8 protein-coding genes are annotated in these 14,985 nt (G+C 63.4%); 4 read left to right on the top strand and 4 right to left on the bottom strand.

The genetic code is table 11. The annotated features are described in order from the left end of the window. Window positions 1-22: 22 nt before the first annotated feature. Window positions 23-1,024 (bottom strand): KpsF/GutQ family sugar-phosphate isomerase, encoded by a 1,002-nt coding sequence (locus tag NKJ11_RS29560; protein ID WP_128303120.1) that lies wholly within the window; start codon window positions 1,022-1,024, stop codon window positions 23-25. A gap of 250 nt (window positions 1,025-1,274) precedes the next feature. On the opposite strand from NKJ11_RS29560, the gene NKJ11_RS29555 reads away from it, so the two are divergent. Next, window positions 1,275-3,065 (top strand): outer membrane beta-barrel protein, encoded by a 1,791-nt coding sequence (locus NKJ11_RS29555; RefSeq protein WP_164892875.1) that lies wholly within the window; start codon window positions 1,275-1,277, stop codon window positions 3,063-3,065. 40 nt (window positions 3,066-3,105) lie between these two features. On the opposite strand, the gene galU is transcribed toward NKJ11_RS29555, so the two are convergent. After that, window positions 3,106-4,011: a UTP--glucose-1-phosphate uridylyltransferase GalU gene (gene galU, locus NKJ11_RS29550; protein ID WP_352610320.1), complete on the bottom strand. Its 906-nt coding sequence runs from the start codon at window positions 4,009-4,011 to the stop codon at window positions 3,106-3,108. A gap of 209 nt (window positions 4,012-4,220) precedes the next feature. Here galU and NKJ11_RS29545 point away from each other — a divergent pair, with 209 nt between their 5' ends. Both NKJ11_RS29545 and NKJ11_RS29540 read left to right on the top strand, forming a co-directional pair. Continuing rightward, window positions 4,221-5,441, top strand: coding sequence for a lytic murein transglycosylase (locus tag NKJ11_RS29545; RefSeq protein WP_352794850.1), 1,221 nt, complete (start codon window positions 4,221-4,223; stop codon window positions 5,439-5,441). Between the two features lie 126 nt (window positions 5,442-5,567). Then, window positions 5,568-6,782 carry an SGNH/GDSL hydrolase family protein gene (locus NKJ11_RS29540; protein WP_352794849.1) on the top strand — a complete coding sequence of 405 codons (1,215 nt, stop codon included), beginning with the start codon at window positions 5,568-5,570 and terminating at the stop codon, window positions 6,780-6,782. A 156-nt stretch (window positions 6,783-6,938) separates the two neighbouring features. On the opposite strand, the gene NKJ11_RS29535 is transcribed toward NKJ11_RS29540, so the two are convergent. After that, entirely contained in the window at window positions 6,939-8,393 is a 1,455-nt protein-coding gene (locus tag NKJ11_RS29535) for a glutamate synthase subunit beta (protein WP_352632041.1), read from the bottom strand. A gap of 141 nt (window positions 8,394-8,534) precedes the next feature. Further along, window positions 8,535-13,271: a glutamate synthase large subunit gene (gene gltB, locus NKJ11_RS29530; RefSeq protein ID WP_352794848.1), complete on the bottom strand. Its 4,737-nt coding sequence runs from the start codon at window positions 13,269-13,271 to the stop codon at window positions 8,535-8,537. Between the two features lie 509 nt (window positions 13,272-13,780). Here gltB and NKJ11_RS29525 point away from each other — a divergent pair. Beyond that, window positions 13,781-14,830, top strand: a complete 1,050-nt coding sequence (locus NKJ11_RS29525) for a threonine aldolase family protein (protein ID WP_128303127.1) — start codon at window positions 13,781-13,783, stop codon at window positions 14,828-14,830. Window positions 14,831-14,985: the final 155 nt, after the last annotated feature.

Genomic DNA, 14,985 nt, shown 5'->3' with positions numbered 1-14,985 from the left:
TCACCTGAATATCAGCACACCCTTAGGCGGCGCCGATGCGCAGCAGGTCGTGCAGGTGGATGAGGCCGACTGGTTTCCGGCCCTCCACCACCATCAGGCTGGTGATGGCTGAATTGTTGATCGTTTGCAGCGCCGTTGCCACCAGCGTGTCCGGCGTCGCGGTCTTCGGGCCTTTTGTCATCACCTGATCCACCGTCATCGCCAGCAGATTGCTGCCGATGTGACGGCGGATGTCGCCATCGGTGATGATGCCGACCAGCGCACCGTCTGCGTCGCTGATCGCGACGCAGCCAAATCCCTTGCGCGACAATTCCAGGATCGCGTCATGCATGCCGGTGCCCGCAACCACCAGCGGCAGCCTGTCGCCGACATGCATGATCTCGCGGATCTGCGTCAGGTTGGCGCCGAGCTGGCCGCCCGGGTGAAAGGTGCGGAAATGATCCGGCGTGAAGCCGCGTGCTTCGAGCAGCGCGATCGCCAGCGCGTCGCCCATCACCAGTTGCAGCAGCGTCGATGTCGTTGGCGCCAGGCCGTGCGGGCAGGCTTCCGGAGCGCGCGGCAAAAGCAGCACCACGTCCGCCGCCCGCGCCAGCGCCGATGTCTCTCCGGCTGTGATGGCGATCAGCGGAATGGAAAAGCGCCTGGAATAGGCGACGATGCCCATCAGTTCCTTGCTCTCGCCCGACCACGACATGGCGATGATGGCGTCGTCCCTGGCGATCATGCCGAGATCGCCGTGGTTGGCTTCTGCGGGATGGACAAAGAAAGCCGGCGTGCCGGTGGAGGCCAGCGTCGCCGCGATCTTCGAACCGATATGGCCGCTTTTGCCGACACCGGTGACGATGAGCCGGCCTTCAATCCCAGAGATCATCTCGACCGCCTGCGCGAAAGGCGCGGCCAATCCGTTCTCCAAGGCCTCGGCAAGGGCTGCAACCCCAGCCTGTTCTGTCGCCACCGTCCTCAGCGCCGAAGCGATCGAGGCTTGCCTGTCCGAAGGTTTCTTATCCATGGATCCCGCATGCATGGCTGATGCGATTAGCGCTTTGCCGGCGCGCTGTCCAACAGAAATGGCCCAAGGCATGTTGCCCGAACGTGTGCGGTGGTTTTTGACGACGGTAGAGGCGAAAACCAAAAGCTTGACGCACGCGGTATGATTCCCTTTGGAAATCAGCGCTTCAGGCGGCTGACGGGCCGCCGCCTCAACTCTCCGTTAACCATCCCCATTTACGGTTCGGTAAGTATGGCGCGCGTGCGCCGCGCAAGCAGTGGTGGCGATGTCCGGGGCCCAGCCAGAAAATTCGACAGGACGTGGGGGCAAGGCGGTCTGCGCCTTGCTGCTGGCAACCAGCATGTTTGCCTTGCTGCGCCCGGCGGCGCTCCATGCTCAGGAAACCGAACTGCGCGGCGAGGTTTCGGAATCGGCGATCCTGTCCGACCAGCAGCGCAAGGCGAGACAGCTGGCCCTGGCAGCGCAGGGTCAACAGCCGGCCAATGCAGCGCAGGCCAATGCGCCGGCCCGCACCTATCTGCCGGCCAGCGCCGGTGCCGTGCCTGACGACGCCGACACTGGCGACGCCAACGCGACCGGCAGCCTCTTCGACCCGGCGTCAGCCACCGACGACACGGCCGCCGACACTGCGGCGCCGCCCAAGCCTCGCCGCCGCTCATCGACCGTCAGGCAGAATGCGGCTGACCAGGCCAAGGACAAGGCTGCCGACAAATCGAAAAAGAAGAAGAAATCGACGGCCGGCGCCTCCGACATCACCGCTTCCACGACGGCCTCCACGACGGACGCTGCCGATGGTGAAGAGACCGATGCGGGCACGGCCAACCGCCGCGCCCTCACCATCGACAGTGCCGACAGGCAGAAGCTCGACCCAGGCGCGGAGCGCACGGACGCCATCGAAGGCCAGAAGAAAAAACCGGAGGATGATCCGTTTGCTGCCACCGGCGTCAAATGGGGTTCCTTCGTCATCCGGCCGACGATCGAACAGGGCCTGACCGCCACATCGAACGGCGATTCGAGCAGTGCCGGCAAGTCGGCGCTGCTGTCCGAGACGGCGCTGCGCTTTTCCGCCGCCTCCGACTGGCGCGAGAACTCAGCCACGATCGACGGCTATGGCCTTTTTCGCGAGACTGTCTCGGGTTACCCGGTTCACGACGAGCAAGGGCGCATCGAAGGCCAGCTCAATGTCGACCTCGACAATGAGTTGCGCGCCATCGCCAAGCTCGGCTACGAGGCCGTGCCGGAATCGGCATCATCGCCGGACGCCATCGCGGGCGTCAGCAAGCAGCCGCTGCGGCAGACCATCGATGGCAGCCTCGCCGTCGAAAAGCATCTCGGCAAGATGCAGTACACGTTGACCGGCGCGGTCTCGCATGACTTCTACGGCGACGCCAAGCTCTCGGACGGCACCTCGCTGTCGCAGAAGGATCAGGACTCCACGCTCTACACGGCGACGTTGCGCACCGGCTACGAGATCTCCCCTGCCCTGACCCCTTTCACCGAAATCGAGGTCGGCCGCCGGACTTATGATCAACGCATCGACAATGAAGGCTTCGAGCGCTCGTCGACGCGGCTCGGCGCCCGCGCTGGCCTTGCACTCGATATGGGTGAGAAGCTGTCGGGTGAATTCTCGGCCGGCTGGCTCAGGGAAGCGATCGACGACAAAAACCTTGATGCGATCTCTGGTGCCACCGTCAACGCCGACCTCAAATGGTCACCCGAGCGCGGCACAACGATCGGCCTGACCGGGCGGACCACCGTCGAGCCCACGACCACATCGGGCGAAAGCGGCGACATCCTCTATTCCGGTCGCCTGACCGGCGAGCGCCAGATTCGCGCCAACCTCACCGCCAATGCGGCTCTGGGCCTCGACTGGCGTGATTACATCGGCATCGACGGCCATGACAGGGTGTTGAGCGCCGAGGCCGGACTGACCTGGTGGTTGAACCGCTACGCCGGCCTGACCACAAGAGTGAGGACCGAGAAGCTGACCAGCAATCTGCCGGGCCGGGACTACACCGCCAACAGCATCTTCCTCGGCGTGAAGGTGCAGCGCTGAACGGCCGCACCAACGACATCCGGCCGCTCGCTATAATACCTTAAAACGCAGCGCCGCGGCGCTCAGACGGCTTCAGCTCGTCGAGAAGCGTGCGGATGACGCCAGCCATGTTCTCGTTCATGTCGCTGCGCCACAGCGCGAAGGCGACGTTGGCCTCGACGAAGCCTTCCGGCGATCCGCAGTCGAACGTGCGGCCCCGATAGTGGTAGCCGTAGAAAGGCTGCTGCTTTTCCAGCTTCAGCATGGCGTCGGTGAGCTGGATCTCGTTGCCGGCGCCTTTTTCCTGGCCTTCGAGGATCTTGAATATCTCCGGCTGCAAGATGTAGCGGCCGTTGATGTAAAGGTTGGACGGCGCGGTGCCGGCCTTCGGCTTTTCCACCATCTCGGTGATGCGGAAACCGTGATGCGTGTCCTCGCCACGGCCGACGATGCCGTATTTGTGGGTTTCGGCGGGAGCGCATTCCTGCACCGCGATGATGTTGTTGCCGGTCTCCTCGTAGAGCTCGACCATTGCCTTCGTGCAGCTCTTCTCCGACTGCATGATCATGTCGGGCAGCAAAAGCGCGAAGGGCTCGTCGCCGACGAGCTCGCGGGCGCACCAGACGGCGTGACCAAGTCCCATCGGTACCTGCTGGCGTGTGAAACTGGTCTGCCCCGGCGCCGGCTGCAGCCGTTGCAGGCGGGCGAGCTGGTCGTCTTTGCCGCGCTGGGCCAGCGTGTCATAGAGTTCGAACTGGATGTCGAAATGGTCCTCGATGACGGCCTTGTTGCGGCCGGTGACGAAGATGAAATGCTCGATGCCGGCCTCGCGCGCCTCATCCACCACATACTGGATCACCGGCCGGTCGACGACGGTCAGCATTTCCTTGGGGACAGCCTTGGTGGCCGGGAGAAACCGTGTGCCGAGACCGGCGACCGGGAAGACTGCCTTGCGAACTCTCTTCATGCTTTCAATTATCCGTTTGAGGGCCAGCTCCGCAATCCCCGTTCCAAGACATTTTCACGCCGGAATTGGGGACTACTGGGCAACTAAGAGGAATGTCCACCGGTAAAGCTTCGAAGCGTCTTTTCGTTCCCGGTGGCGCCTATGGTAAACTAATTCCTAACCTGGTTCGGCGATGAATGGTCTTTCCTGAGACAGAGAAGGAGGAAAAGATGTCCGTTCGCAATGCCGCAAAACGTTTTACCAGCGTCATAGCGGCAGCCAGCCTATCGCTCGCTCTGCTGATGCCTGGCCCCGCTTTCGCCGATGCCGGTTTCCGGCAGTGGGTCGCCGGCTTCCGCGCCACCGCCGTGCAGAGCGGCGTTTCCGGCGCCCTCTACGACCAGGCCTTCAGGAACATCAGGGATATAGATCCGGTGGTGCTGGAAAAGGCGCGTACGCAGCCTGAATTCACGGCCCCTGCCTGGGACTATTTCGACAACCGCGTCCATGACCAGTCGGTCGCCGTCGGCCAGCAGATGGCCAGGAAATGGAAGCCGTGGCTGGACCGGATCGAGGCCAGGTTCGGTGTCAACCGCTACATCCTGCTGGCCATCTGGTCGATGGAATCGAACTATGGCGAGATCCTCAAGCGCGACGACATCATGCGCAACGTCGTGCGCTCGCTGGCGACCTTAGCCTATGCCGATCCCAAGCGGGCGAAATTCGCCCGCACCCAGCTGATCGCCGCGCTGAAGATCCTGCAGACCGGCGATATCGACGAAAGCCATCTGAGCGGATCCTGGGCCGGCGCCATGGGCCATACCCAGTTCATCCCGACCAGCTATCTCCACTATGCCGTCGACATAGACGGCAACGGCAAACGCGACATCTGGAATTCGATTCCCGATGCGCTGGCGACATCAGCCAATCTGTTGAAGAAGAATGGCTGGCAGGCCGGCAAAACCTGGGGCTACGAGGTTGCCTTGCCGGCCGGCAAACTTCCCGGCGGTTCCAAGACGCTGTCGCAGTGGCAGGCGCTCGGCGTGGTCAGGGCCAATGGCAAGCCGTTCAAGAACGGCTCCGACAAGGCGACGCTGAAGGTGCCGGACGGCCGCAACGGGCCGGCCTTCCTGATGATCAAGAATTTCACGGTCATCAAAGCCTACAATAACGCCGACAAATATGCGCTGGCCGTCGGCCTTCTTGCCGACGAAATCGCCGGCTCCAGCGGTCTCGTGCAGGACTGGAAGCGGCCTTTCACCAAGCTCACTTTCGAGGAAAGGCAGGAGCTGCAGCAGCGGCTTTCCCAACATGGCCTTTATGACGGCAAGTTCGACGGCAAGATCGGCGACGGCTCGAAATCAGCCATCTTGGCCTTCCAGGCCAAGGCCGGCTTGACCCAGGACGGTTACCCGAGCATGGAAGTGCTGAAGTGGCTCCGGCAGAAATAGAGCCGCCTGCGGTGCCGCGCGGCCTTCCGGCCGCGCAAAGGACGCTGTAGCAATCTGGTTGGCGCAAAGTCCGTTTGAAACGTACGACTTTTCAAAAAGGGCTGCGCCAAGGGATGGAGGAAACGATTGGCTTCGGCTGCGCGCATCGCAGGGCTTGTTCGTCGCATGCCGGTGCTCATCCTGGCCGTGATCGTGCTCACCGTCGGTGTGGCTGGCGCCTTTCATGCGCCCGCCATGGCGCAGGAGCAGCAAAACCGCGGCTGGTCGTTGCGCGACCTTCTGTTTCCGCGCCGCAGCGAGCGCATCGAGCCGCCGCAGGACATCCAGAAGCCGAGGCCCAGGCCCAAGGCGAAAAAACCCCGCGCCCCTCGCCCGCCCGCGGAACCGGAAATCCCGGTGGTCGACAAGGCACCGGACGCCCGCACCGTCCTGGTGGTCGGCGACTTCATGGCGGCCGGCCTCGCCGAAGGCCTCGACACCGCCTTTGCCGAGAATACCGGCGTCAGGATCGTCGTTCGCAGCAATGGCTCGTCCGGCTTCGTACGCGACGACTTCTACAACTGGCCCGAACAGATCAAATCGCTGATCGAGACCGAAAAACCTGCCGCCGTGATCGTCATGCTGGGTTCCAACGACCGCCAGCAGATGAAGGTGGGTGACGTGCGCGAACAACCCCGCTCTGAAACCTGGACCAAGGAATATGAGCGCCGGACCGAGGCGTTCGGCAAAGCTATGGCGGAGGCAAAGGTACCTTTCCTATGGGTCGGCATGCCGGCGTTCCGGGTGCCGAAGATGACCTCCGACATGCTGGCCTTCAACGACATCTACCATCAGGCCGCTGAAAGCCATGGCGGTGAATTCGTCGACGTCTGGGACGGCTTCGTCGATGAGAACGGTGCTTTCGTCACCAGCGGCCCCGACATCAACGGCCAGCCGGTGCGGCTGCGCGCCGATGACGGCATCAACGTCTCGAGGGCGGGCAAGCGCAAGCTCGCCTTCTACACCGAAAAACCGCTGCTGAAGATCCTCGGCCTGACCGCGCCTGGAAGCGTGGTTACGCCGTCCGCTCCGGCGGGCGCCCCTGTCGAGGCGCCGGCGCCGGCCGCGGCCCCCATCGTCATCGACCGCACCGCGCCGATGCTGCTCAGCGATCCGGCACTCGACGGTGGCTCCGAACTGCTGGGCGCGGCACCGCCGGCGAAGGCAAATCCGGACCTGCCCGGTGAAAAGCTTGTGGTCGAGGGCAAGGCACCGATTGCATCGCCCGGCCGCGCCGACGATTTCTCATGGCCGCCGAAAGCCGCGGCCGCAACCGACACCACGACCGCGATCAATCGTTAGTATCGCAGAGCTACTCCAAGGCCGTTTCGAAACTCGCTCCTGCGAGTCATATGATGGTGTTTGCGAGAACCGGAGCGGAGCGTACATTTGAGTACGCAAGCACCGGAAGCGCAGAAAACGCCTTCAGATGGCCGCAGGAGTAGAGTTTCCAAAGGCTCAGCGCGGGAGGACGCTCGACCCCACCAACGCCTCGTCGATCGAGCGTGCCGCCTGGCGGCCCTCGCGGATTGCCCAGACGACCAGCGACTGGCCACGACGCACGTCGCCGGCCGCATAGAGCCTGTCCACGCTGGTCCTGTAGTCGCGGTCATTGGCCTCGACATTCCTGGAACGGCGGCTGTCGGTGGCGATCTTCATCTGCCCGTCCAATTCCCTCGCCACACCGGCCGCGGCCGGCCCGGCAAAGCCGATGGCGATGAAAGCGAGATCGGCACGAATGACGAATTCGGTACCGGCGATCGGCTTGCGCTTGTCATCGACCTCGCAGCACTTGACGCCGGTCAGCTGGCCTTCCTCGCCGATGAATTCGAGCGTCGCCACCTGGAATTCGCGCTCCGCGCCTTCGGCCTGCGAGGACGAGGTGCGCATCTTGGTCGCCCAGTAGGGCCAGACCGAAAGTTTGTCTTCCTTCTCCGGCGGCTGCGGGCGGATGTCGAGCTGGGTGACACGCACGGCGCCCTGGCGGAAGGCCGTGCCGACACAGTCGGACGCTGTATCGCCGCCGCCGACGACGACCACATGCTGGCCGCCGGCGATGATCGGATGCGACGGCCACGCCACCGACTGAATCGGTTCGCCGCCGACTCGCCTGTTCTGCTGCACCAGATAGGGCATCGCGTCATGCACGCCGCCGAGATCGTCGCCGGGAATGCCGGCCGCGCGCGGCGTTTCCGAGCCGCCGCAATAGAGCACGGCATCATGTTCGGCGAGCAGCTCGGCAACCGACTTGTCGACGCCGACATTGACGCCGCAATGGAATGTCACGCCCTCACCCTGCATCTGCTCGATGCGCCGGTCGATGTAGTGCTTCTCGATCTTGAAGTCGGGAATGCCGTAGCGCATCAGCCCGCCGGGCCGGCTCTCGCGCTCATACACGTGGACGTCATGGCCGGCGCGGCCAAGCTGCTGGGCAGCCGCCATACCGGCCGGACCGGAACCGATGACGGCGACGCGCTTGCCGGTCTTCTTCTCCGGCGGATAAGGCCTGATATGGCCGGTTTCATAGGCCTTGTCGGCGATCGCCTGCTCGACCGTCTTGATGGCGACGGGAATGTCCTCGAGGTTCAGCGTGCAGGCTTCCTCGCAGGGCGCGGGGCAGATGCGGCCGGTGAACTCCGGGAAATTGTTGGTCGAATGCAGGTTGCGGATCGCGTTGTCCCAGTCGCCATTGTAGACGAGGTCGTTCCAGTCTGGGATCTGGTTGTGGATGGGGCAGCCGGTCGGCCCGTGGCAGAACGGAATGCCACAATCCATGCAGCGCGCGGCCTGTTTCTCGACCTCCTTGTCCGACATCGGCAGCGTGAATTCGCGGAAATGCCGGATGCGATCGGAGGCCGGCTGGTACTTGTGCACCTGCCGGTCGATTTCGAGAAAGCCTGTTACCTTGCCCATAGTCCAGTTCCTGCTGTCCAGATGGTACGGTTTTCGCCGCACCCGTTAACCCCTTGAGGCAGCCATGGCAACCTTTCGCACGAGGTCAAACTATCGATGAAGATGGGCCGGGAAACCTGGGCCTCCCGGCAAATTCCAAATCTATTCCGCCGCCACGCCCATGCGCATGCGTTCCATCTCGATCAGCGCGCGGCGGTATTCGACCGGCATGATCTTGCGGAATTTCGGCCGGAATGTCGTCCAGTCGTCAAGGATCTCGCGACCACGCACCGAGCCGGTGTAGTGCACATGGTTCGAGATCAGCTGGTAGAGCCGCTCCTCGTCATGGCTGGTCATGTCGCCGGAGACGTCGACGCGGCCCTTGTGATCGAGGTCGCCGCCATGGTGCAGCAGCCTTTCCATCAGATCGTCTTCTTCCGGAACCGGCTCCAGCTCGACCATCGCCATGTTGCAGCGCTCGGCGAAATCACCCGCCTCATCGAGCACATAGGCGACGCCGCCAGACATGCCGGCGGCGAAGTTGCGGCCGGTCTGGCCGATGACGACGACGATGCCGCCGGTCATGTACTCGCAGCCATGGTCGCCGACGCCTTCGACGACGGCGGCGACGCCCGAATTGCGCACGGCGAAACGCTCGCCTGCGACGCCGGCGAAGTAGGCCTCGCCCTCGGTCGCGCCATAGAGCACGGTATTGCCGACGATGATGGATTCGGCCGCGACGATCTTGGCCTCTTCGGGCGGCCGGATGATGATGCGTCCGCCCGACAGGCCCTTGCCGACATAGTCGTTGCCGGCGCCGACAAGCTCGAACGAGATGCCGCGCGCCAGGAAGGCGCCGAAGGACTGGCCGGCGGTGCCGGTCAGCTTCACCTGGATCGTATCCTCGCGCAGGCCTTTGTGCTTGAAGCGCTTGGCCACTTCACCCGACAGCATGGCGCCCGTCGAGCGGTCGACATTGCGGATGTCGACCTCGATCTTGACCGGCAGCTTGCTCTCAAGCGCCGGCTTGGCCAACTCGATCAGCTTGCGGTCGAGCACGTCGTCGATCGGGTGCTTCTGCCGCTCGGTCCAGTGCACCGCCTCATGCGGCGCATCCGGCTTGAAGAACATCTTCGAGAAATCGAGCCCGCGTGCCTTCCAGTGCACGATCAGGTCGCGCTTCTCCAGAAGATCGGTGTCGCCGATGATCTGGTCGAGATGGGTGTAGCCCATCTCGGCGAGCAGCTCCCTCACCTCTTCCGCGACATAGAAGAAGAAGTTGATGACATGCTCGGGCGTGCCCTTGAAGCGCTTGCGCAGCACCGGATCCTGCGTCGCGACGCCGACCGGGCAGGTGTTGAGATGGCACTTGCGCATCATGATGCAGCCGGCCGCGATCAACGGCGCGGTCGAGAAGCCGAATTCATCGGCGCCGAGCAGCGCGCCGATGATCACGTCGCGCCCGGTGCGCAAGCCGCCGTCGACCTGCAGCGCGACGCGCGACCGCAAGCCGTTCAGCACCAGCGTCTGGTGCGTCTCGGCAAGGCCCATTTCCCAAGGGCTGCCGGCATGCTTGAGCGAGGTCAGCGGCGAGGCGCCCGTGCCGCCGTCATAGCCCGAAATGGTGATGTGGTCGGCGCGTGCCTTGGCAACGCCCGCCGCAACCGTGCCGACGCCGACTTCCGACACCAGCTTGACCGACACGTCGGCCGCCGGATTGACGTTCTTCAGATCGTAGATCAGCTGTGCCAGATCCTCGATCGAATAAATGTCGTGATGCGGCGGCGGCGAGATCAGGCCGACGCCCGGCGTCGAATGCCGGACCTTGGCGATGGTCGCGTCGACCTTGTGGCCGGGCAACTGGCCGCCCTCGCCGGGCTTGGCGCCCTGCGCCACCTTGATCTGCATCATGTCGGAATTGACGAGGTATTCGGCCGTGACGCCGAAACGCCCCGAGGCGATCTGCTTGATCGCCGAGCGTTCGGGGTTCTTGCCGCCGCCGGGCAGCGGCAGATAGCGGTCGGCCTCTTCGCCGCCCTCGCCGGTGTTCGACTTGCCGCCGATCTGGTTCATCGCGCGCGCCAGCGTCGTGTGCGCTTCGCGCGAGATCGAACCGAACGACATCGCCCCGGTCGAGAACCGCTTGACGATGTCGGCCGCTGACATGACGTCGTCGAGCGCCGCTTTCTTGCGGCCGGTTTCTCCGGCCAGCTTGATCTTGAACAGGCCGCGAATGGTCTGGGCGCGGGCCGTCTCGCTGTCGATCTGGGCGGAATAGTCCTTGAACGTTTCCCACGATCCCTGGCGCACGGCGTGCTGCAAGGTGGCGACAGCGTCGGGCGACCAGATATGGGCCTCGCCGCGCATGCGGTACATGTACTCGCCGCCGACCTCGAGGCTGTTGCGCAGCACGGGGTCGTTGCCGAAACCGTCATTGTGGCGGCTTAGCGTCTCGGCCGCGATCTCGTCCAGCCCGACGCCTTCGATCAGCGTCGCGGTGCCGGTGAAATATTGCTGCACGAAATCGGTCTTCAGGCCGATGGCGTCGAAAATCTGCGCGCCGCAATAGGACTGGTAGGTCGAGATGCCCATCTTGGACATCACCTTGAGGATGCCCTTGCCGATCGACTTGATGTAGCGCGTGACGACTTCGTAGGCGTCCACCTCCTTCGGCAGTTCCCCGCGCTTGTGCATGTCGAGCAGCGTGTCGAAGGCAAGGTAAGGGTTGATCGCCTCGGCGCCATAGCCGGCAAGGCAGCAGAAATGATGCACTTCGCGCGGCTCGCCGGATTCGACGACGAGCCCGACCGAGGTGCGCAGCCCCTTGCGGATGAGGTGATGATGGACCGCAGCCGTAGCCAGCAGCGCCGGTATGGCGATGCGGTCCGGCCCGACCTGGCGGTCGGACAGGATGATGATGTTGTAGCCGCCGGCGACCGCCGCCTCCGCCCGCTCGCACAACCGGTCGATGGCGCCCTGCATGCCCGCGGCCCCTTCGGCCGAGCCATAGGTGATGTCGATCGTCTTGGTGTCGAAGCGGTCCTCGGTGTGGCCGATGGAACGGATTTTTTCGAGATCGCCATTGGTCAGGATCGGCTGGCGCACCTCAAGCCGCTTGCGGCGCGAATTGCCGACCAGGTCGAAGATGTTGGGCCGTGGCCCGATGAAGGACACCAGGCTCATCACCAGCTCCTCGCGGATCGGGTCGATCGGCGGATTGGTGACCTGGGCGAAATTCTGCTTGAAATAGGTGTAGAGCAGCTTCGACTTGTCCGACATCGCCGAGATCGGCGTGTCGGTGCCCATCGAGCCCACCGCCTCCTGGCCTGTTGTCGCCATCGGCGACATCAAAAGCTTGGTGTCTTCCTGGCTGTAGCCGAACGCCTGCTGGCGATCGAGCAGGCTGACATCCTTGCGCAGCGCGCGCGGCTCGACCGGCTTCAAATCTTCGAGGATGAGCTGTGTGTTGGCGAGCCAGGTCTTGTAGGGATGCTTGGTCGCGATCTCCGACTTGAGCTCCTCGTCGGAGACGATACGCCCCTTCTCCAGGTCGATCAGCAGCATCCGGCCTGGCTGCAGCCGCCACTTCTTGACGATCTTCTCCTCGGGCACCGGCAGCACGCCGGCTTCCGAGGCCATGATGACGCGGTCGTCGTCGGTGACGATGTAGCGTGCCGGGCGCAGGCCATTGCGGTCGAGCGTGGCGCCGATCTGGCGTCCATCGGTGAAAACCACCGCCGCCGGCCCGTCCCACGGCTCCATCAGTGCCGCATGGTATTCGTAGAAGGCCTTGCGATCGGCATCCATGAGCTTGTTGCCGGCCCAGGCTTCCGGGATCAGCATCATCATGGCGTGGCTGAGCCTGTACCCGCCCTGGAACAGGAACTCGAGCGCATTGTCGAAGCAGGCGGTGTCGGACTGGCCGTCATAGGAAATCGGCCACAGCTTCGAGATGTTGTTGCCGAACAGTTCGGAATCGACCGACGCCTGGCGCGCAGCCATCCAGTTGTTGTTGCCGCGCACGGTGTTGATCTCGCCATTGTGGGCGACCATGCGGTAGGGATGCGCCAGCTTCCAAGACGGGAAGGTGTTGGTCGAGAAGCGCTGGTGGACGAGGATCAGCGCGGTCTCGAAGCGCGGATCGATCAGGTCCTTGTAATAGGCGCCGACCTGGTAGGCCAGGAACATGCCCTTGTAGACGATGGTGCGCGCCGACAGCGACACGCAATAGGCGCCGATGTCCTTGTTGTCGTTCTCGGCGTAGATGCGGCCCGATATCACCTTGCGCAACAGATAGAGCCTGGCCTCGTATTCCTCGTCATCGGGAATGTCTGGCGTGCGGCCGATGAATATCTGCCGATGGAACGGCTCGGATGCCACGATGTCAGGCGCCTTCGACAGCGACGAATTGTCGACGGGCACGTCACGGAAACCGATGAGCGGAAGCCCCTCGGATTGCGCCGATTCGGCAATGATGTCCTCGATATGGGCGCGAAGGGCCACGTCTTGCGGCATGAACCAGTGTCCAACGCCGTACTGGCCGGCCGGCGGCAGGTCGATGCCCTGGGCCGCCATCTCCTCACGGAAGAATTGGTCGGGAAGCTGCACCAGCACGCCGGCGCCATCGCCGACCAGCGGATCGGCGCCAACGGCGCCGCGATGCGTCAGGTTTTCGAGCACAGCCAGCCCGTCCTTGACGATCTGGTGCGACTTCACCCCCTTCATATTGACGATGAAGCCGACGCCGCAGGCGTCATGCTCGTTGCGAGGATCGTAAAGGCCCTGGGCGGAAAGGCCGTTGGCGGTTCGGCCAATATCGGTCCGGGACATGGTTTTGACGGTTGCCGCTTTCGTCTGCGCGGCCTGGCCGTTCGTCGCAGAGTGCGTCATGTCCGTCATCTCCTGTCCTCCATTCCCAGCCATTCAGGCGCTGGTTTTCCTCGGCAAGCGCTTGGCTCACCCTGATCCTTGTGGCACGTCTTGCGAAATCCTTGCCGAACCAGGCGGCTTTCCGCATGGAACGCATCTGGTAATCGTACAGGCCAGAGTCTGGCTGTCCACCTGTCGCTCGCGGCAACAGCCGGAGAGGCCCAAATGATACGCCAATCCAGCTCGTTTTGTGCGACAAAATAAGACAGCACTACTGTCCTAAATTTTTATGGCAGAAATCCCGGGCGCGCACAAGACCGATTCACAAAAAACTTGGGTTTTGGGCGACAGAAAATGTCGTGAAGTCCGGGAAAAACGTAAGCTTCAGTCGTCGGCCTGGGCTTTGCCGTTGGCTGGCTTTACTGTTTTTCCGGCGCCTGGCCTCTTGCGGTCCGCTCGCGAAACCGGTCAACTTCAGGCTGATTTCCCCAAAACCCCGATCTCCCCAACCCCCGACCTCCCAAGACATAGGCAGATGCATGTTCTTCGCTTCCGACAATTGGGCAGGCGCCCATCCCAATATTGCCGCCGGCCTGTCGGCCAATGCCGGCGGCTTTTCCACCGCCTATGGCGACGGTGCGCTCGACCGGGCAGTCTACCAGCGCTTCAGCGAGATTTTCGAACGCGAGGTCGCGGTGTTCTTCGTCGCCACCGGCACGGCCGCCAACTCGCTGGCGCTCACCGCTTACAACAAGCCGGGCGGCATTTCCTTTGCTCATCGCGAATCGCATGTCATCGAGGACGAATGCGGCGCGCCGGTGTATTTTTCCGGCGGCTCCCGCCTGCATGAGATCGATGGCGCGCTGGGCAAGATCGATCCGCACAATCTGGAAAGGACCATCGGCCGTTTCGCACCGGAAATCGTCCATTGGGGACGGCCGATGGCCGTTTCGATCACCCAGTCGACCGAGGTCGGCACCATCTACGGCCTGGATGAGATCGAGACGATCTCGGCCATCGCCAAACAATATTCGGTGCCCCTGCACATGGACGGCGCCCGCTTTGCCAATGCGCTGGTCGCACTCGACACGACACCGGCCGAAATGACCTGGAAACGCGGCGTCGACATCCTCTCCTTCGGTGGCACCAAGAACGGCTGCTGGTGCGCCGAGGCGATCGTGCTGTTCGATCTCGATCGTGCCAGGGAATTGGCGTTCCTGCGCAAGCGCGCCGCCCAGCTGTTTTCGAAATCGCGCTTCGTCGCAGCGCAGTTCGAAGCCTATTTCAAGGACGGATTGTGGCTGGACACCGCCCGCCACGCCAACGCTATGGCCGCACGCCTTGCCGCCGCGATCGAGGATTCGGCCACGGCCAAGCTGGCATGGCTGCCGCAGGCGAACGAGGTTTTCGCGGTGATCAAGAAAGCCGAGGCCGAGGGGCTGCAGGCCGCGGGGGCCGCCTTCTACGACTGGCACAAGCCGCATGGCTTTGACGGCCACATCGGCGAGGACGAGTTGCTCTACCGCTTCGTCACCAGCTTTGCGACGACAGCCGATGAAGTCGACCGTTTTGGCCAGCTGATCGCCTGATAACGGATATCCCGGACAACAAAAAAGCGGGGGGGGGGGGGGGCGGGGGCCGGGGGGGGGGGGGGGGGTGTTTTTGTGAGGGGGGGGGGAAGCAAGGGTTTTGGGTAGGTGGATAAAGCCGGAAAGGGGTTGTTGGGGGGGTGGCGAACGCGGGG

It is taken from the genome of Mesorhizobium sp. M0243, from assembly GCF_040321775.1.
Lineage (GTDB): Bacteria > Pseudomonadota > Alphaproteobacteria > Rhizobiales > Rhizobiaceae > Mesorhizobium.
This window is presented reverse-complemented; position numbering and strand designations above follow the sequence as displayed.

What these genes read in the sequence shown, in the direction of transcription:
- gltB (WP_352794848.1), bottom strand. Translation starts at nt 13,271, where the DNA reads ATGACGGACATGACGCACTCTGCGACGAACGGCCAGGCCGCGCAGACG.
- NKJ11_RS29560 (WP_128303120.1), bottom strand. Translation starts at nt 1,024, where the DNA reads ATGCATGCGGGATCCATGGATAAGAAACCTTCGGACAGGCAAGCCTCG.
- NKJ11_RS29525 (WP_128303127.1), top strand. Translation starts at nt 13,781, where the DNA reads ATGTTCTTCGCTTCCGACAATTGGGCAGGCGCCCATCCCAATATTGCC.
- NKJ11_RS29535 (WP_352632041.1), bottom strand. Translation starts at nt 8,393, where the DNA reads ATGGGCAAGGTAACAGGCTTTCTCGAAATCGACCGGCAGGTGCACAAG.
- NKJ11_RS29555 (WP_164892875.1), top strand. Translation starts at nt 1,275, where the DNA reads ATGTCCGGGGCCCAGCCAGAAAATTCGACAGGACGTGGGGGCAAGGCG.
- galU (WP_352610320.1), bottom strand. Translation starts at nt 4,011, where the DNA reads ATGAAGAGAGTTCGCAAGGCAGTCTTCCCGGTCGCCGGTCTCGGCACA.
- NKJ11_RS29545 (WP_352794850.1), top strand. Translation starts at nt 4,221, where the DNA reads ATGTCCGTTCGCAATGCCGCAAAACGTTTTACCAGCGTCATAGCGGCA.